The sequence below is a fragment of the Agrobacterium larrymoorei genome (assembly GCF_005145045.1).
In the GTDB taxonomy this organism is placed as follows: domain Bacteria; phylum Pseudomonadota; class Alphaproteobacteria; order Rhizobiales; family Rhizobiaceae; genus Agrobacterium; species Agrobacterium larrymoorei.
The window spans coordinates 2,713,273-2,733,050 of the sequence record NZ_CP039691.1 but is presented as its reverse complement, the minus strand read 5'-3'; the positions used below and the strand labels follow the sequence as shown (position 1 = coordinate 2,733,050).

Genomic DNA, 19,778 nt, shown 5'->3' with positions numbered 1-19,778 from the left:
TTCTCTGGCGTTAAGGTTCCGTGGTCGTTGCCCGCTAGAGATGCCCATGCCTGCAAACAAGCAGGCGGCGCAGCTGAAGCGCGGCTTATGAGGTTGTTGTGGGAGGCCCGCGAGGCGAAGCCGTTCCGGTGAGTTGCGCGGCGTGCAGAACCGGTTGCTCGCTGCCCAACCCGATCTGGGTCTGCATGTACTCCGTTACCAGCCCCGGCACGGATAAAAATGCGTAAACAAAATCGTGAACGCTTGTGAGACGCCAGCAGGCCGACATATCGGCGGATGTTGCGCACTGGGCCTTTTCAAAGGCTGCGGAAAAACGGTTCTGCTCGGGAAGGTGAGAACGTTCAAGCCGCTGGGGCTTGAGCGCCGGTCCGAGCGTAACGGAGGCCTGCACACCGATGAACACGAGCATGCCCGCAACGAAAAGGCTGATCAACCTGACAGGATGGCGCGGGGTCCCGCGATGTCTCCCCATCCATGGCAAAGTCATGAACTCCTTCGTCGTATCAGCGTTTCGTTAAACCATCACCGTAAAGCGAATATCCTATGGGTTTGTTTTAGGGTAACGTCGCAGCCATTGTCCAGCGCAAGCCCGCGAAAAATATGAAAACCTTACACAATTTGGGAAATGTTCATCGACTGAACTTTCGCTAGGGCAGGTGGAACCTGTAAATTCAATGACAAATTTTAGCATTTAGTGTCCCCGCACTGCTTTCTTAACTTTCGAGCAAGGAATTAACCATAAAGATTGGACGTATTTCACGGCGGAATGGAGACATTATCTCCTTCCAGGCATGACGCCGCGCTGCCGTACCGGGTCGATCCGGTATTTCATTGGTTGCAGAAGGCTCAGCTTGCGTTGGTGCGGCATCTTTTTCGGTGCTCATTTCGTGAAAAATCCCTCCCGGATACTGGCATTCTCCATCCTTAATCCGCCGATTATTGCATCGGTAACTTTGGGGACGTCGCTTGGGGCAGGAATTGCCAACAGATCAAACGCGAAAGGCCGCAGGCGGTAGCCTGGGTGGCCGCTTGCGTTTTGCTGGTCTCGATCAGGACCAGTGCGATCTGCTGCGCCGTTACCGCACGATGCTCGAGCCGCACGTCAAGGCCGGGCTCCGCGACCTCATGGTCCGCTTCCAGTCCATGCCGGACTGTTCTCCGTCCTTCGAAAGCGAAAACCAGCTTGACCGTCTGCACGACATGCAGACGGCGCACTGGTCCGTGCTGACCGACGCCCGTTTCGATGCGCTCTATGCCGAACGCGTCAAGGTTCTTTCCGATACCGAAAGCCGCATGGGGCTCGACCCGCGTTGGCACGTTGCCGGTCACGCCGTCGTTCTGGAAAATCTGCTTGCCGGTTTGATTGCCGAAAAGGCGCCGCGTTCGCTGCTGCCCGGCTCCCGCAAGCGCCAGCAGGAACTGACGGACGCGGTCAAGGCCGTGGTTCGGCTGGTGATGGTCGATACCGAGATTGCCGTTTCCCTGCGCTTCAACGAATTGCGCATCCGCCACACTCAGGAACTTGCGCGCCAGCGCGAAGGCGATCAGGCCGAAGCGGTGACGATATTGGGCGATGCGCTCAATGCTTTTGCCGCAGGCGATCTGACCGCTCGCATTCAGGGCGACCTGCCAGAGGCCTATCGCGATCTCGCCAACGCCTTCAACAGCGCATTGGACAAGATCAGCGCCTCCATGTCTGCCACACAGATGAGCGTTCAGCAGGCCCATGCGGCTGCCGAGCGTATTTCGCAGAATGGTCATGCTCTGGCATCCTTCTCCGCCGAGCAATCGCGCCGCCTGACCGATGCTTCCGAAGTTCTGGGCACCGTCATTCATGATGTGCGCGACAGCAGCGAGCGCATATCCGCAGCCGAAGCCGCAGTTTCGCAGGCGCGCAATGCGGCGACTGCAAGCGGCATGGCCGTAGGCGAAGCGATCACCGCCATGTCCGATATCGAACAGTCGGCAGAGCAGATCGGTCGCATTATCGGCTCTATCGACGAGATCGCGTTCCAGACCAATCTGCTGGCGCTGAATGCCGGTATCGAAGCTGCCCGTGCTGGCGAAAGCGGTCGCGGATTTGCCGTGGTCGCTCAGGAAGTGCGCGCGCTCGCCCAGCGTTCCGCCGATGCGGCGCGCGAGATCAAGAGCCTCGTCAACGGCACCAAATCCCAGGTGGATGAGGGCGTTCGCATGGTTCACCGCACGCAGGAAGCCATCGAGGGCGTGGTGCGTCAGGTATCCGGCATCAGCGACATGATCGGTGACGTCGCCCGCCGCACCAGCGAGAATTCCGGCAGCCTCGGCAATGTTTCGCAGGAACTGAACGCCATCGGCACCGATGCCGATCGCTCCGCCCAGCGCCTTTCGTCTTCCGCCAAGGAAGCAGACGACCTTCATACGGTCATCCTCGAACTCGGACGCACCGTGCGCGAGTTCCGCATTGCCCGGCAGATGCATGCCGAAGAGGCGAAAGAGGCCAGACCGCCAAAGACTTACGCGACCGCCATGCGCCAGGAAGAGCCCATGGACTACGGCTACGCGCAACAACAATTCAGACGCCAAGGAGTGATTTGATGGCAGCAAGGAAAGCAGCGCAGTCGGCACTGAAGTTGTCACCGGTGCTGGACCTCAACCAGGCATCCGTTCTGCACGGAAAGCTGACGGAGATGAGAGGTTCGCCGGTTGCCGTCGATGCCTCCGAGGTCGAGCGCGTCGGTGCACAGTGCGCACAGGTATTGATGGCCGCCATCAAGGCATGGGAGGCCGATGGCAAGCCATTCACAATTTCCAAGGCATCGGATGCCTTTGACAAAACCCTTAAACTGATCGGCGTAGATATCGATCATATGCTCCCGAAGGAGGCATAGAAATGAAGAAGAAGGTTCTGACCGTCGACGATTCCAGAACGATCCGCAACATGCTGCTGGTCACGCTCAACAATGCGGGTTTCGAAACGATCCAGGCTGAAGACGGCGTCGAAGGTCTCGAAGTTCTCGAGGGCTGCGATCCTGACGTCATCGTCACGGATATCAACATGCCGCGTCTCGATGGCTTCGGCTTCATCGAGGGCGTTCGTCGCAACGAAAAGTACCGTGCGGTTCCAATTCTGGTTCTGACGACCGAAAGCGATGCAGAGAAGAAGAACCGTGCCCGCCAGGCAGGCGCGACCGGCTGGATCGTCAAGCCGTTCGATCCCGCAAAACTCATCGATGCCATTGAACGCGTAACTGCCTGATACGGGACCCTTCACGATGGATATGAACGAAATCAAAGAAATCTTCTTCCAGGAGTGCGAGGAGCAGCTCGCTGAACTGGAATCGGGTCTTCTTAAACTGAATGACGGCGACCGCGACCCGGAAACCGTGAATGCCGTCTTTCGTGCCGTTCATTCCATCAAGGGTGGAGCAGGTGCATTCGGTCTCGACGAACTGGTGGCTTTCGCCCACGTCTTCGAAACCACGCTCGATTGCGTTCGCTCCAACAAGCTAGAGCCTGATCAGGACGTCCTGAAAGTCATGCTCAAATCCGCCGACGTGCTGGCCGACCTGACCAACGCCGCCCGCGATGGCGGCAGCGTCGAAGAAAGCCGCACACGCGGTCTGGTCAAGGAACTGGAAGCGCTTGCCCATGGCGAGAAGCTTTCGCCCGGTGCAGCCGCTGAACCGGCTGCCCCGAAGGCTGCCGCTCCGGCTCCGGCTGCCGCGGCATCCTTGCCGAAGCCGACGGATGAGAGCGGTTTCCAGCCGGTTGCCTTCTCTTTCGGCGATTTCGAGGACGACACCATTCCTCTGATGGAAACGCCGACCTTCAACGTCACCTTCAAGCCGAAGGCGTCGCTCTATTCCAAGGGCAATGAAGCGGCTCTCCTGCTGCGCGATCTCTCCCGCATCGGCGAGATGAGCATCAATTGCGACATGAGCGCGCTGCCCGCCTTCGAAAGTGTGGATCCGGAAGCTGCCTACTTCTTCTGGACGATCTCGATCAAGACCGACAAGGGCGAAGAGGGTATCCGCACCGTCTTCGAATTTGCCGAGTGGGATTGCGATCTCGAGATTACCGAAGTGATCAACGAGACACCTGCCGACGAAGAGCTGCCGATGATCCCGGTTCCCTTCGATCTGTCGGTTCTGGATGACGACACGCCGGAAGAACCCGCTGTTCAGCCTGCGTCCATCGAAGAGCCGGTCGCAAAGGCCGTTTCGACGGCTTCCGCTGCAACCGAAGTCACCCGCTCCGTTGCCGCTGCCGCCGAGAAGAAGGAAGCCGCTGCCGCCAATAACGCCGCTGCTGCCAATGCAAGCGCTGGCCAGACGATCCGCGTCGATCTCGACCGCGTCGACCGCCTGATCAACCTCGTGGGCGAGCTCGTCATCAACCAGGCGATGCTTTCGCAGAGCGTCATCGAAAACGACACGACCGGAACCTCCGCCGTCAACATGGGTCTGGAAGAACTCCAGCAGCTGACGCGCGAGATTCAGGATAGCGTCATGGCCATCCGCGCGCAGCCGGTGAAGCCGGTCTTCCAGCGCATGTCGCGTATCGTTCGCGAAGTGGCGGACATGATCGGCAAGCAGATCCGTCTGATCACCGAGGGTGAAAATACCGAAGTGGACAAGACGGTCATCGACAAGTTGGCCGAGCCGCTGACGCATATGATCCGTAATGCCGTCGACCACGGCATCGAAACGCCTGAAAAGCGCGAAGCCGCGGGCAAGAACCCGGAAGGCACCGTCAAGCTTTCGGCCAAGCATCGCTCGGGCCGCATCCTGATCGAACTTGCAGACGACGGCGCGGGTATCAACCGCGAGCGCGTGCGCCAGAAGGCCATCGACAACGACCTGATCGCAGCCGATGCCAACCTGACGGATGAGGAAATCGATAACCTCATCTTCATGCCGGGCTTCTCCACTGCCGACAAGATTTCCGACATTTCGGGTCGTGGCGTGGGCATGGACGTGGTCAAGCGCTCGATCCAGGCACTTGGCGGTCGTATCAGCATCACGTCGCGTCCGGGTCTCGGCTCCACCTTCACCATGAGCCTGCCACTGACGCTTGCCGTTCTTGACGGCATGGTGGTGACGGTTGCCGGTCAGACGCTTGTCGTGCCGTTGACGGCAATCGTCGAAACGCTGCAGCCGGAAGCCGCGAACATTCATTCGTTCGGCGCCAACCAGCGCCTGATCTCGATCCGCAACTCCTTCTGCCCGCTGGTGGATGTGGGCCGCATTCTCAACTTCCGTGCCACCCAGGCAAACCCCGTCGAAGGCGTGGCGCTGCTGGTGGAATCGGAAGGCGGCGGTCAGCGCGCACTGATGGTGGACGCGATCCAGGGTCAGCGTCAGGTCGTCATCAAGTCGCTCGAAGCGAACTACACCCACGTACCGGGCATCGCTGCGGCAACCATTCTCGGCGACGGTCGCGTCGCTCTCATTCTCGATGTGGATGCAGTTGTCGGCGCTTCGCGCGGGCAGTCGTTGAAGCAGGAAATGTCTCTCGCGGCAGCCGGTTGAAAGTGGTGATGAATGACAGCGCTTAAGTTCAACGATCAACGCCAGTCCCCGGACGAAGTGCTCGCCAGCGGAGAATATCCGCTGACGCGCAAGGACCTGTCCGAGATCGCCGCGATGATTTACGCGGATGCGGGTATCTATCTCAACGATACCAAGGCGTCGCTCGTCTATTCGCGCCTGTCCAAACATATCCGCAATCTCGGCCTCTCCGGTTTCCGGGAATATTGCGCGCTCGTTTCCTCGCAGGAAGGCGCGCATGCGCGTCGTGAAATGCTGTCGCATCTCACGACCAATTTCACGCGCTTCTTCCGCGAGAACCACCATTTCGATCACCTTCGCGATGAGGTCCTTCCGGGCCTGATCTCGCGCGCGAAAAACGGTGGCCGGGTTCGCATCTGGTCTGCTGCCTGCTCGGACGGGCAGGAGCCTTACTCGATCGCGCTCACCGTTCTCGGCATGTTTCCCAATGCTGCCGATTACGACTTCAAGATTCTGGCAACCGACATCGATCCCAAGATCCTCGCGCAGGCGCGGGCAGGGGTCTATGATGAGAACTCGCTGGAAACCGTCTCGCCTGCCATGCGCAAGCAGTGGTTCCAGGATGTGGATGCCGGTGGCCGCCGCAAGTTCCAGATCAGTGACAAGGTCAAGCGCCTGATCACCTTCAACGAACTGAACCTGATGACGCAGTGGCCGTTCAAGGGCGGCTTCGACGTGATCTTCTGCCGCAACGTCGTCATCTATTTCGATGAGCCGACGCAAATGAAAATCTGGTCGCGCTTTGCGGGCCTGCTGCCGGAAGGCGGACATCTTTATATCGGCCACTCCGAACGCGTTTCGGGCGATGCCAAGTCGCTCTTCGACAATACCGGCATCACCACCTACAAGTTCATCGGAAAATCTGCCGGGAGGAGAGCATGAGCGCCCCGGCAAGAGTACTCGTCGTTGATGACTCGCCCACCATGCGTGGGCTGATCTCGGCTGTTCTCAAGGCCGATCCGGACGTTCAGGTTGTCGGCCAGGCCGGCAACGCCATGGAAGCGCGCGCCGCCATCAAGGAACTCAATCCAGACGTCGTGACGCTGGATATCGAGATGCCGGAGATGAACGGGCTCGAATTCCTCGAAAAAATCATGCGCCTGCGCCCGATGCCCGTCATCATGGTATCGACGCTGACCCATCGCGGTGCCGACGCTTCGCTAGCGGCGCTCGAAATCGGTGCATTCGACTGCGTTGGAAAGCCGGGACCGGGCGATAGCCGCCCCTTTGGCGATCTGGCTGAAAAGGTGAAGGCCGCAGCCCGCTCGCAGCACCAGACCTATCGCAACGTGACGGTGGAAAAACCGCAGGCACCGCCGCAGCCGACCGCAGTTGCGGATTACCGTGTTGGTCGCAAGATCGTCGCCATCGGTTCTTCGACCGGCGGCGTCGAGGCGCTGATCACGGTGTTGCAGAAGTTTCCGGCCAATTGCCCACCGACCGTCATTACCCAGCACATGCCGCCGACATTCACAAAAAGCTTCGCCGAGCGCCTCAACCGCCTCTGCGCGCCTGTCGTGGAAGAGGCGACCGATGGCGCACGCCTGCAGACCGGCAAGATTTATCTGGCCCCGGGCGGAGAGCGCCATTTGCAGGTCGTTAATCATGCCGCACCATGCTGCAGGCTTTTGGAACGCGAACCTGTTAATGGCCATCGACCGTCCGTCGATGTTCTGTTCGATTCCGTGGCTGAACTGGCTGGACGCAACGCCGTCGGTGTCATTCTGACCGGTATGGGACGCGATGGCGCAGCAGGCTTGCTGAAGATGCGCCATGCCGGTGCCCGCACCGTCGGACAGAACGAAAAAACCTGTGTCGTCTACGGTATGCCGAGGGTCGCTTACGAACTCGGTGCCGTCGAACATCAACTTCCGCTGACCGCAATCGGCGAAGAAATTCTGAAACTAACCGCCGCCCGAAAAGAAGGTTCTGACTAATGTCTCTCGCAGAAAAAATCAAAGTTTTGATCGTTGACGATCAGGTCACAAGTCGCCTGCTCCTGAGTGATGCGCTCACGCAGCTCGGCTTCAAGCAGATCACTGCCGCCGGTGACGGTGAGCAGGGCATGAAGATCATGGAGCAGCAGCCCCATCATCTGGTGATCTCCGACTTCAACATGCCGAAGATGGATGGTCTGGGCTTCCTTCAGGCGGTTCGCACGAACCCGACGACGAAGAAGGCCGCCTTCATCATTCTGACCGCGCAGGGCGACCGCGCGCTGGTTCAGAAGGCAGCGCAGCTGGGCGCGAACAACGTTCTGGCCAAGCCGTTCTCCATCGACAAAATGAAAGCGGCAATCGAAGCCGTATTTGGATCGCTGAAATGATCGAAACCGCAGTCAAGCGCGTGCATATAATTCAAGGCGAGTTCAAAATCGCCAACGATCCCGATGTGGTTCTTTCGACCATTCTCGGCTCGTGCGTGGCTGCGTGTCTCAGAGACCCCGTTGCGGGCGTCGGCGGCATGAACCATTTCCTGCTGCCGGGTACGGGGGGTATGGGGGGTGGAGATGCAACCCGTTATGGGGTGCATCTCATGGAACTTCTGATCAACGGCTTGCTCAAGCAAGGCGCACGCCGTGATCGACTTGAGGCGAAGGTCTTTGGGGGCGCGAAGACCATCGCCAGCTTCTCCAATGTCGGGGAACAGAATGCTCTGTTTGCCAATCAGTTTTTGCGGGACGAAGGCATTCGGGTCGTCGGCGGTTCCACCGGCGGAGACCTTGGGCGCAAGGTGGAATTCTGGCCGGTCTCCGGTCGCGCACGTCAGCATCCGTTGAGCGGCGCGGAAACCCAGAAGACCGTCGCGCTGGAAACGCGTCCCGCACCAGCACCGAAGCCAGTTGCAAGCGATATCGAGTTTTTTTAATCACGGAGTTTTATATGCATATCGCCGAGCAGGCCGGATTTACCGCATTCGAAGAGGCGCTTCCCGACGTGTTGATGCGGGTCGTTTCCGAATTGCACGACGTGGCATATCTGATTGAACGCATCGAACCGCAATTGCTGGAAGTGACATCGGGCGCCGTTACGCCGGAAGGCATGAAGCTTCTGCAGGGCATCGATCTTGCCGTTCAGAAGACCCGTGGCCTCGCAGAATTCATCGACACCATCACGGGCTCCATCCCGGCGAATTGGGCGGTCGACGTAACGACGGCCCTCAGCCTCGTCAAGCTGGCGGAAATGCAGAAGGCGCTCGGCGCAGGCATGCGCCACGGCCATTCACAGCCTCTCGACAAGGCATCGGGCGATTTCGACCTGTTTTAGACTATAATTTTGGATTGCCTACCGTGCTTCCGGCCGCGATTTGGGTCGAAAGCACGGCTTTTCATCACGTTTCTTCAATTAATATCACCGAAGGCGCCAACTTCCGTTGCAAGTAAAGCGCCGCACAAGCTTGAGTGTATTATCTAAGCGTCAGTTTCCAACAGCTGTAGGCCGTCGTTGAGTGGTGGCCGCTTCAAAGGTTCTGATTGCTATGAATGCATTAAGTGGTGGCAAGACTAACGATTCGCTTCTTCCGAATTTGGTGGAGCTGGCGAGAACCCAAAGACTGTCACTGATCGATCTTTTGAAGTTCGTCGAAAGTCTCACGTCTACCGGCAGAAGCCACGACGCTATACAGCTCTACAAGACATGGATTGCATATAACGAGACGCATCCTGCGTTGAAGATGGTGTATTTCAACTACTCCGTCCTCTTGCGCCAGCTTGATGATCTTGCAGGTTCAATCAATGCCATGCAGGCAGCGTTGAGATATGACGCCGAGTTTGGACCGGCCCACATCAATCTCGGTCGCGCCTATGAAGATAGCGGGCTTGCACCGCTGGCTATTCAGCAATGGCAAAGCTTTGCCCAAGCCACGTCTGAATCGACGCCGGACCGTGTTTCGTACCGCCTGATGGCGTTGCAGCATATCGGTCGCGTCATGGAAAATGCCAGTCTGATGGAAGAGGCGGAAGCAGCACTTTGGCAGGCAATGGAATTACGGCCTGAGAAGCTGGAATCCGGTCAACATTGGAGCGCGCTTCGCCAGCGTCAGTGCAAATGGCCGATCCTGACACCGTCCAGCCACGTCACGATGCGCCAGCTGACGGATTCCATGTCGCCTTTGACATTGGGATGCTATTCCGACGATCCGATGTACCAGCTTGCCAAGGCTTGTGAATATGCCAAGGGCTTCGTCGGTCGTCCGGATATCAAGGATTTCCCTCGCGGGAAGGTGCGTCAAAAGTCTGGCACAGGCCAGCGCCTGCGCGTCGGCTACGTTTCATCGGATTTGCGTGATCATGCCGTTGGCTTCGCACTTCGGGAAGTGCTGGAATTGCACGACAAGAAGAGCGTGGAAATCTACGCCTATTACTGCGGTGACCCTGTCACGAACGACCCGACGCAGACGCGCATGAAGGCGGTTGTGGATTGCTGGCGCGATATCGGCGCGCTTTCGGATGAGGCCGCAGCACGGCAGATTTCCAGCGATGACATCGATGTTCTGATCGACGTCAACGGTTTCACCAAGCACGCACGCACGAAAATATTCGCCTATCGCCCGGCTCCGGTCATCGTCAATTTCTGCGGCTATCCGGGTTCGATGGGCACGCCGTTCCATCAATATATGATTGCGGATCCGCAGATCGTTCCGCCTTCCAGCGAAATTTATTACTCCGAAAAGGTACTGCGTATCGCCTGCAACCAGCCGCTGGACCGCAAGCGCGTCATCGCGGACCGTCCATCGAGGCAGGAATCTGGTCTGCCGGAAGACGCTTTCGTCTTCGCCTGCTTCAACGGCATGCAAAAGATCACGCCAAGCACCTTCGACCACTGGATGAAAATCCTGCTCGAAACGCCGGGCAGCATTCTCTGGCTGCTCAGCGGCAGCGAAAAGACGGATCAGCGCCTGCGCGAACTTGCAGAGGCTGCAGGCGTTTCGGCAGAACGCATCTTCTTTGCGCCCAAAGCACCGAATGCGAAGCACCTTGCGCGTATTGCGGTCGCCGACCTCTTCCTAGATACCTTCCCCTATGGTGCTCATTCCACAGCGGGAGACTCGCTGACCGCTGGCCTTCCAGTCCTGACGTTCCCGGGTAAGTCGTTCGCCGCGCGCTTCTGCAGCAGCGTCGTATCCGCAGCAGGTGTCTCCGAACTGCTTTGCAAAAACCCTGAAGACTACATCGCCAAGGCGATTGGTTTTGCCAGGAAACCAGCAACCCTCAAGAAGCTCAGGGACAAGCTCGAAGCTAATCGCGAGAAGAGCGTGCTTCGCGATATTCCAGGGACTGCACGGCGTCTGGAGGAATTATACTGGCAGATGCAAGGCGAGGCAGAGCGTGGCGAAACGCCGGTGCCAGATCTGCGCAACATGGATGTGTATTTCGAGATCGGCTCTGAACTCGTTCTCGAAAATCTCGAATATGTCGATGAACAGGCATATCGCACTCGCTATCTTCAGAAGCTGAAGGAGTGGCATGATTTCTCACCGATCCCGCATGACAACCGTCTGTGGACGCAAGAAGCTTTCGCCAACCTTTGAATTCGGTCAGGTCTATCGTGTCCCAGCAGAAAAAAATCGCCATCGTCGGCGCTGGATTGTCCGGCGCCGTCATTGGTCGCGAACTGGCTCAGGCCGGTCATCAGGTCGAGATTTTCGATAAGCGCTCTCATATCGCAGGCAACTGCCACACTGAACGCGACAGCGAAACCGGCGTCATGGTCCATGTCTATGGACCGCATATCTTCCATACTGACGATGCGGAAGTGTGGGATTACGTCAATCGTTTCCAGACCTTCATGCCCTATAAGAACCGCGTGAAGACGACCAGCCGCGATCAGGTCTTCTCGCTGCCGGTCAATCTGCACACGATCAACCAGTTCTTCGGCAAGACATTCCGCCCGGATGAAGCGAAGGCCTTTATCGAAGAGCAGGCCGACAAGACCATCACAGATCCCCAGACCTTCGAGGAACAGGCGCTCCGTTTCGTCGGGCGCGATCTCTATGAGGCGTTTTTCCAGGGCTACACGCAAAAGCAATGGGGGTGCTCGCCAACCGCACTTCCGGCCTCGATCCTGAAGCGCCTGCCGGTGCGTTTCAACTATGACGACGATTATTTTTTCCACAAATTCCAAGGCATGCCGGAGAATGGCTATACCGAGATGGTGGAGCGTATTCTCGACCAGCCAGGTATCGATGTTCGACTGAACAGCGGCTTCGAGCGTGCGGATGCAGACGATTACGATCACACCTTTTATTCCGGCGCGCTGGACGGGTACTTCCAGTACGTCAATGGGCGGCTCGGTTATCGCACGCTCGATTTCGAGCGCTTCACCTATGACGGCGACTATCAGGGCTGCGCCGTAATGAATTACGGTGAGGTGTCAATTCCGTTCACCCGCATCACGGAGCACAAGCATTTCTCTCCATGGGAAAAGCACGAGGCTTCCGTTTGCTACAGAGAGTTTTCGCGCGAGTGCGGCCCTGAGGATGTGCCTTACTATCCGATCCGGTTGGTCGAAGAGAAAGAGCAACTCGCACAATATGTGGAGTTGGCAAAGGCGGAGAAGGCGATCACCTTCGTCGGTCGTCTGGGCACGTATCGCTATCTCGACATGGATGTCACGATCCGCGAGGCACTCGATACAGCGCGCCTCTTCTTGTCGTTGAAGGATAGCGACGGATCCATGCCATCCTTCCTCAATCCTCCGCTGTAAAGCTGCCCATCATTCGGGAAAACTGACAGCCTCGCACAAGCAATCAAACCTAGGATTGTCCTTACGTAAAGATGGGCGCGGCTTGAGAGAAATCCGGCGGCGTTCGTCCGGACATGTCGTCCATATTTGAGCTCGTGTTCAGGGTTAGCACATGACATCGATCGTTCCTTCGCTCAGCGTCAGCCAGATCAGAAGCATGACGACGTCGCAGATATCAGAGTGGACGACCGAGGACATTTCCTTCCTGAGCACTGCCCAGATCAAGGCTCTGTCGTCAGATCAGATTTCCGCGCTCGATGTGGAAGACGTAGAAACGTTCACAACCAAGCAGCTGAGCGCGATATCGACCGGCTCCATTGTTGGCCTCAGCCTCGATCAGCTCGCGGTATTGACCAAGATTTCGATTGCAAGCCTGAGCAATGGCCAGGTTTCCGCACTGACTGCCTCGCAGCTGGAGGCATTGACCACGGATCAGGCTGAGGCACTGACCCCCTCGCAAATCGGGTCGCTGACGTCCGAGCAGCTGGCTGCGATGGAAGATGAGGATATTCGGACATTCTCGACCGCAGATATGGCGGCGATATCTAGCAAGGCTATCGCGGGCTTGAGATTGGCCGTGATGGACGATTTCACCCCAGCGCAATTCGCCGCCATCAGTACGAGTGCATTTCGCGCTTTGACGACTGATCAGATCAAGGAATTGACCGAAGTTCAGCTGGGTGCGCTGACCCCGGCGCAGGCAGCGGTGCTTACCGCAACGCAAGCCTCTGCCCTTTCTGCAGGGTCAATTACAATCGGTAGTCTCTCTTCAGGCACTATTGCAGCATTAAGCGCCAGCGCGATATCGGGTCTGACGAACGACGTACTGGACTTTTTCTCCGATGCGCAGTTTCAGGCCATCACGACCAAAGCCATTACCGGTCTTACTACCGAGCAGATCGGGCAGCTGGATTCCGGTCAGATCGGTGCGTTGACCGCGGCTCAAATTGCGGCATTCAAGCCGACCCAGCTTGCAGCGCTCGGGCCCGACTACGTCAGCGATCTTTCACCGGAGGCAATAGCAGGCCTCAGCACAACGAAAATCGCATCCCTTTCGACGGATCAGATTGCGGCCCTGACCACCGACCAGATAGCTGGGCTCACAACGGCCCAGATGAAAGTGCTGAAATCGACACAGGTGGCAGCACTTGGTGAGGCGGGGGTCAAGGCGTTGACCCCCGTCCAGATCGAAGCCATGGGCACACGTGCCATCTCGGGCCTCACGTCTGAGCAGATCGACGCACTAACGGATTTGCAGGTTGAAGCCTTCACGTCCGCGCAGGTGAAAGCTTTGGGCTCCGATCAGATCGCGGCGCTTAAGGAAGAGCAGATCAAGAAATTTTCCACCGCCGATATGGCGGCAATCGGCACCGGCGCTGCGGCAGGGCTAAGCAAGGCAATCATAGCCACGCTTAGCGAAGCTCAAATCGCAGCGCTCAGCTCGACAACATTTTCGAAGCTGACGACCGATCAGATCGGTGCGCTAACGACGTCGCAACTGGGCGCTTTGACCAGTGTTCAACTGGCCGCACTAACTTCTACGCAGGTCACGGTTTTTGATACGAAAACGATTGCAAAGCTGTCTTCCCTGGCCATTACCGCGCTCTCCAGCAAAGCGGTTTCCGGCCTCGACACCGAGATAATTGCAGCGCTGACAACCGCTCAGATCGCCGCTTTGAGTACTGGCGTAGTCGCAAGACTGACCTCTGATCAGATTGCCGCACTCTCTGTTGATCACATCGAAGCCTTGACGTCTGTGCAGATCAAAGTCCTGAGCTCATCTCAGGTTAGTGCGCTGGGTACAGATGATATAGCAAAATTTACGACCGACGAAATCGCAGCGCTTTCGACGAAGGGCATCACTGGTCTCAGCACCGCTGCCGTTGCTGCGTTGACCACGTCGCAGATCAAGGCGTTATCGACGGCAGCCTTTGCGGCGCTCTCTACAGATCAACTCGGCGCTTTGGATGCAGATCAGCTCGAGCAATTGACGACGCTTCAGTTGAGTGTCTTGAAATCGGCACAGATCAAGTCGCTATCGACAGACTACATCAATTCTCTCACAACCGAACAGGTAGGGTCACTCAGCACGGTCGCGGTGGCAAACCTGACGACTGCCCAAGTTGGAGCCTTGACGACGGCGCAGCTGGCAGCTCTGACGTCGGTACAGGTCAGAGCCATGACCTCCGCACAGATGTCTGTATTGGAGTCTACCGATCTCGCAGTCTTTTCGGCGGCAGACATCAATGCCATCAGTTCCAAGGCGATCCAGGGTCTTTCGACAGCGGTCGTTGCGTCGTTGTCTGTCGACAAGATTGCCGCTCTGGCGACAGCGGCAGTGGCTGCACTGACAACCGCGCAGATGGATGTGCTGACCGCCAGTCAGATGTTGAGTTTCTCATCTGCGCAAGCGGCCGTATTGAGCTCTACGCAGCTTTCTGTCCTGTCGTCGGAGCAAGTCGTCGCTACTCTGGTTACGATTGATGAAAAGATCGTTCAAACCGGCGGTTTCTCGACCAATGCCATCGCTGCTCTCAGCACGAAGGGCATTCCCGGGCTCGCGACCTCGATTATCGCCGGTTTGACCACTGCACAGGTGGCCGCATTGAGCACCAGTGCCGTCTCCAAGCTCAGTAATGACCAGGTAAGTGCCCTGTCGAGCACGCAAGTTGCGGCCTTCGATGAGAGCCGAGTCAAAGCATTCGCTTCAACGCAGATCGGCTCCTTGTCCACAGCGGCCATTGCATCCCTGACTGACACGCAGATTGCTGCTCTTTCGGCGAACGCTGCCAAAGGGTTGACCTCGGATCAGATCAAGGCACTCTCCACCAAGCAGATCGCATCATTGACGAGCGCTCAGATCGCCGTTCTCACATCGTCCCAGCTGGAAGGTCTTCAGGCGGAAGACATTGGCGTCATTTCCGATGCAGCTATTCAAGCCATAAGCTCGAAGGGCATCGCAGGCCTCTCCAAAAGCGTTGTCGAAGCGCTGACGACAAAGCAGATCGCCAAGTTGAGCACCAGCGCGGTCGCGGCATTGAGCGCGTCGCAGATCGAGGCCCTCACGACACTTCAAGTCAGCGCTTTTACGACAAGTCAGATATCTGCTCTGGGTTCCCTTCAGGCAGCAGCGCTGGATGTCGACGACGTTGCGACATTTGATGCCTCAGAAATAAAGTATCTTTCGGGCGCGGCGGCTTCAGGCCTCAGTACAGCGGTGATCAAATCGCTGACGACGGACAAGATGGCAGCTTTATCGACTTCGGCCATTTCGAAACTGACTTCTGACCAGATCGATGTTCTCAGTCAGGATCAGTTGAAGGCAATGACGACCAATCAGATGGCGGCGTTGAGCTCCACGCAGATCGCGGTGTTGAGCACTGCCGATCTTGCCGTCCTGACAGCAGATCAGGTCAAAGCTTTACAGACTGGGGCTGTGACAAACCTTTCAGATGCACATCTCGCTGCATTGACGGCTGATCAGCTGAAAGTGCTGACGACAACGCAAGTCGCAGCACTGACTTCAACCCAGATAGCAGCGCTGAGCACGGCACAGATCGAAGCTCTTACGACTGATCAGATTGCCGCAATCGGAACTGCGGGTATTACCGGGCTGACCGGCAAGCAGATCGCTGCTTTCACTACAAGTCAGGCGAAGGCACTGACCTCTCTACAAATCTCCAAATTGACCGAGGATCAGATCGAGGGATTTGAGGCAGAGGATCTTGCGGTCTTCTCGACCGAAGATATCGCAGCGATCACATCGGGCGCAGTGGTGGGTCTTTCGACCCAAGTTTTGGCGGCGTTGTCGACCACCAATCTTTCGGCATTAAGCAAGGCGGCGATTGGTGGACTTTCGACCAAGCAAATCGGGGCTCTGACCACCGATCAGGTGGGCGCCTTGACAACGGGGCAAATTGCCGGCCTAACCGCCGATCAGGTCTCTTCCCTGGGCACCGATGACATAACAAAATTGACGACAGTCCAGGTAGCAGCTTTCAGTGCCAGCGGAATGTCGGGCTTTAGTACCACTCAGATTGCTGCTTTTACATCGGACAAGGTTGAAGCACTGACGGCTGTTCAGGTTGGTGCATTAAGTGCAGCGCAGATCGAGGTCATCGGTACTGAGAACATCAAAAAGTTCTCTAACGCTGACGTTGGAGCGATCAGCGCCAGCGTCATCGATTCCCTTTCAACGGCGATTATTGCAGCACTGACGACGGCCCAGATCACTGCTCTGAGCACTGCCACGGTGGCTGGTATGACGACGGCTCAGATCGGTGTACTGACGACCGGACAGCTGGTCGCGCTTTCTACCAAGCAGATTGCAGCGCTGACGTCACAGCAGGTTGCTGCGCTTACCTCGGACCACATTGCATCGCTTGGCACGGCAGCCTTCGGCGCACTCAGTTCGTCGGCGATAGCCGGGCTTTCCACCGCGACGCTCGCAGCATTGACAAACGAAGATCTGAAAGCCATCAGCGCGGGAGGCATTTCAGGCCTGACGACAGCGCAGGTGGCAGCCTTGACCATTGCCCAGATACCGTCGCTGACAACGAAACAGATCGCTGCCTTGTCCTCCAGACAGGTTTCGGCGCTTGGAACGGCAGGTATCGGTGCTTTCGACACCTATCAGATTGCTGCACTGACGACAGACGGTGTCACGGGCCTTTCGACCGCCCAGGTTTCGCAACTCAGCCTGACCCATGCCGAGGCGCTGACCTATCAGCAGGTAGCGGTGCTAAACTCGTCGCAGGTGGCGGCACTGAGTGCCGATCAACTCGGCAAGTTCTCGACAAAGGAAATTGCGTCTCTATCCGCAGGCGCGGTAACCGGTCTTTCCACCGATACGATAGCGGGACTGACGACTGAAATCGTTGCAGCTCTGTCATCGACCGGGATTGCCGGACTGACAACGGCTCAGGTCGCGGCTCTAACCGCAGCCCAGATCGGTAATCTGACGACGTCTCAGGTCGCGTCACTGTCTTCCCGTCAGGTCGCTGCGCTGGGAACGGTTGGCGTCGGCGCATTGACAGCGGCCCAGATTTCGGCGCTCAGCGATACCAGCGTACCTGGACTGACATCTGATCAAATCGTGGCTTTGAACACGTTGCAGATCGAAGCGCTCAAGACTTCCCAGGTTGCGTCGCTGACGTCGGCACAGGTGGCGGCGCTCGGAACGGATGATCTTGCGGTGTTCTCGACGGCGGAGCTTGCCGCCCTGAGTTCCAGCGCGATCCTTGGTCTTTCTTCTGCAACGCTCGCGGCACTACCAAGCGACCGCATTGCCTATCTCGGCAGCACGGGCGGCATTCAGGGACTGTCTACATCGCAGATTGCCGCACTGACGAGTGCCCAGCTTGGAGCGCTGACAACGGCGCAGATCGCTTCGCTAGGATCACGTCAGCTTGCGGCACTCGGCACGGCGTCCATCGGCGCCCTGACGACGGCGCAGATTGCGGCTATCAGCTCCGCCAGCATTCCGGGGCTGACGTCGGATCAGATTGCAGCGCTCAATACGTCCCAGATCGAGGCCTTTACATCCACTCAGGTCGCAGCCTTCACCTCGACGCAGGTGAGTGGACTTGGAACGGACGACATTGCCGTCTTCTCGACAGCGGAGCTTTCCGCTCTTTCTTCCTCGGCTATCGCAGGCATGTCCGCGGATACGATTGCAAGCCTTGCTCCGGATCGTATTCCAACGCTCGGAACGGCCAGCATCTCCGGCCTATCCAGTGCGCAGATCGCTGCGTTGACGAGCCTGCAAATCGAGGCGCTGACAACGGCGCAGGTGGGAGCGCTTGGCGCCAAGCATGTGGTGGCGCTGGGAACAGCAGGTGTCAGCTCTCTGTCTACGACGCAGATTGCCGCGCTCAGCATTGCGGGCGTTGCTGCGCTCACCACTGGCCAGATCACAGCGCTTTCGACTTCACAGGTCGAAGCACTCACCGCCACACAGATCGTCGCGCTAAGCTCTGGTCAGGTCGCAGCCTTGGGAGCAGACGACATTCTGGTCTTCTCCACCGAAGACATCGCTGCTCTGACATCCAACGGCGTAGCCGGTCTGTCCGATGGCGCGATCGCAGCCCTGACGCCGGAGCGTGTCGCTCTTCTCAACGCCTCTGCGGTCTCCGGGCTGACCTCCAGCCAGATCAGCACCATGACCGTCGATCAGGTCGAGGCGTTCACGCCTGAACAGGTGGCGGGTCTGGGGTCAAAGCAGATCGGCGCACTGAGCGCAGAAAAGCTGAAGGCCTTCTCCACTGCCGATATCGCTGCAATCAGCGCGACGGGTATCGGGGGATTGTCGACCGCAATCATCGCCTCGCTGACCACCGATGTCATTGCCTCCCTGAGCACGCTCGGTATCTCCGGGCTGGCAACGTCACAAATCGCTGCCCTGACCGGCGACCAGATCGGCGCTCTTTCCACCGCGCAGGTGGGGGCGCTGACGTCGAAGCAGGTTGCTGCGCTGGAGACATCGGATATCGCGGAGCTTTCAAGCGCGCAGGTCGCGGCTCTCAGCGTCAGCGGCGTAGCCGGTCTCACCAGCGATCAGATCGCGCATCTCACGCTTGAGCAGCTGCATGCCTTCTCAACCGGCCAGATCAACGCGCTGACTTCCACCGCGATCTCTGGCCTGACGGCGGAGATGCTGGATACGTTTACCGCCGAAAAGCTGTCGGCCATCAGTTCTGCCGCCATGCCGGGTCTAACGACGGACTTCATCGCGGCCCTGTCGACCGGCGAACTCGCGGCACTGAGCACCGGGGCGGTATCCGGACTGACGAGCAAGCAGATTGCAGCGCTGACGCCGGAGCAGATCGACGCCTTCTCGACGACGCAGATTGCGGCGCTCAGCGCCGATGGTCTCGCGGGGATTTCGGCAGATGCGATGGCGACATTCTCGACAGCCGATATTGCCGCGATCAGCGCCGCTTCGATCAGCGGCCTGTCGACAGCGATCATCGCTGCACTGACCACGGCTGATCTTGCAGCTCTCAGTGCAAGCCAGATGGGTTCTCTCGGTTACAATCAGGTTGTCGCGTTGAGCACCGCGCAGATCGATTCGTTGAGCACGAAGCAGTTGAACGGGCTGACAGCAATTCAGGCGGCAGCTCTTGGCACCGATGACATTCACGTCCTGACAACCGAGGACATCATTTCCCTCGGTACGAGTGCGGTCTCTGGTCTGTCGACAAGCGTGATCGCGGCATTGACCACGGCACAGAGCGAAGCGCTGACGCCTGCACAGGTGGGGGCGCTCACCTCGGCACAGATCGCGGCTCTGTCCAAGGAGAATATCGCGACATTCTCCACGGCAGATATCGCGGCCTTCAGCTCGAACGGTGTCGCGGGTCTTTCGACCGATACGCTGGTCAGCCTGTCCAGCGCGCAGATCAACACGTTGCTCAACACCCACATGGGTTCGCTGACATCGGATCAGGTCGCGGCTGTTATATCCACCTATCTGGCGGCCTGA

At 58.0% G+C, this 19,778-nt stretch carries 13 protein-coding genes; 12 read left to right on the top strand and 1 reads right to left on the bottom strand.

The window, feature by feature from the left end; genetic code table 11:
• Positions 1-85 precede the first annotated feature (85 nt).
• Positions 86-487 (bottom strand): hypothetical protein, encoded by a 402-nt coding sequence (locus CFBP5473_RS13235; RefSeq protein WP_157835781.1) that lies wholly within the window; start codon positions 485-487, stop codon positions 86-88.
• Positions 488-978: 491 nt separating this feature from the next.
• On the opposite strand from CFBP5473_RS13235, the gene CFBP5473_RS13230 reads away from it, so the two are divergent.
• The 12 genes from CFBP5473_RS13230 to CFBP5473_RS13175 all read left to right on the top strand — a co-directional run bounded on the left by CFBP5473_RS13230 (position 979) and on the right by CFBP5473_RS13175 (position 19,778).
• The gene (locus CFBP5473_RS13230) at positions 979-2,577 is read left to right on the top strand and encodes a globin-coupled sensor protein (RefSeq protein ID WP_234881762.1); all 1,599 of its coding nucleotides are present in this window, start codon (positions 979-981) and stop codon (positions 2,575-2,577) included.
• Positions 2,577-2,870 (top strand): STAS domain-containing protein, encoded by a 294-nt coding sequence (locus tag CFBP5473_RS13225; protein WP_027673733.1) that lies wholly within the window; start codon positions 2,577-2,579, stop codon positions 2,868-2,870. Before CFBP5473_RS13230 ends, CFBP5473_RS13225 begins: the two co-directional genes overlap by 1 nt.
• A gap of 2 nt (positions 2,871-2,872) precedes the next feature.
• A complete protein-coding gene (gene cheY1 / locus CFBP5473_RS13220) occupies positions 2,873-3,238 on the top strand; it encodes a chemotaxis response regulator CheY1 (RefSeq protein WP_027673734.1) in 366 nt (121 codons plus the stop codon).
• A 16-nt stretch (positions 3,239-3,254) separates the two neighbouring features.
• Entirely contained in the window at positions 3,255-5,513 is a 2,259-nt protein-coding gene (locus CFBP5473_RS13215) for a chemotaxis protein CheA (RefSeq protein WP_027673735.1), read from the top strand.
• A gap of 12 nt (positions 5,514-5,525) precedes the next feature.
• Positions 5,526-6,434, top strand: a complete 909-nt coding sequence (cheR, locus tag CFBP5473_RS13210; protein WP_027673736.1) for a protein-glutamate O-methyltransferase CheR — start codon at positions 5,526-5,528, stop codon at positions 6,432-6,434.
• Positions 6,431-7,489, top strand: a complete 1,059-nt coding sequence (cheB, locus tag CFBP5473_RS13205) for a protein-glutamate O-methylesterase CheB (RefSeq protein ID WP_027673737.1) — start codon at positions 6,431-6,433, stop codon at positions 7,487-7,489. Before cheR ends, cheB begins: the two co-directional genes overlap by 4 nt.
• A complete protein-coding gene (gene cheY2 / locus CFBP5473_RS13200; protein ID WP_027673738.1) occupies positions 7,489-7,878 on the top strand; it encodes a chemotaxis response regulator CheY2 in 390 nt (129 codons plus the stop codon). Before cheB ends, cheY2 begins: the two co-directional genes overlap by 1 nt.
• Complete coding sequence (gene cheD, locus CFBP5473_RS13195; RefSeq protein WP_027673739.1) at positions 7,875-8,420, top strand: chemoreceptor glutamine deamidase CheD; 546 nt, start codon at positions 7,875-7,877, stop codon at positions 8,418-8,420. Before cheY2 ends, cheD begins: the two co-directional genes overlap by 4 nt.
• Positions 8,421-8,434: 14 nt before the next feature.
• The gene (gene cheT, locus CFBP5473_RS13190) at positions 8,435-8,818 is read left to right on the top strand and encodes a chemotaxis protein CheT (RefSeq protein ID WP_037170673.1); all 384 of its coding nucleotides are present in this window, start codon (positions 8,435-8,437) and stop codon (positions 8,816-8,818) included.
• Positions 8,819-9,029: 211 nt separating this feature from the next.
• On the top strand, positions 9,030-11,081 hold the full coding sequence (locus CFBP5473_RS13185; RefSeq protein WP_037170674.1) for an O-linked N-acetylglucosamine transferase, SPINDLY family protein: 2,052 nt from the start codon (positions 9,030-9,032) through the stop codon (positions 11,079-11,081).
• Positions 11,082-11,098: 17 nt separating this feature from the next.
• The gene (gene glf / locus CFBP5473_RS13180; RefSeq protein ID WP_027673742.1) at positions 11,099-12,256 is read left to right on the top strand and encodes a UDP-galactopyranose mutase; all 1,158 of its coding nucleotides are present in this window, start codon (positions 11,099-11,101) and stop codon (positions 12,254-12,256) included.
• A gap of 151 nt (positions 12,257-12,407) precedes the next feature.
• Positions 12,408-19,778: a hypothetical protein gene (locus CFBP5473_RS13175; RefSeq protein ID WP_027673743.1), complete on the top strand. Its 7,371-nt coding sequence runs from the start codon at positions 12,408-12,410 to the stop codon at positions 19,776-19,778.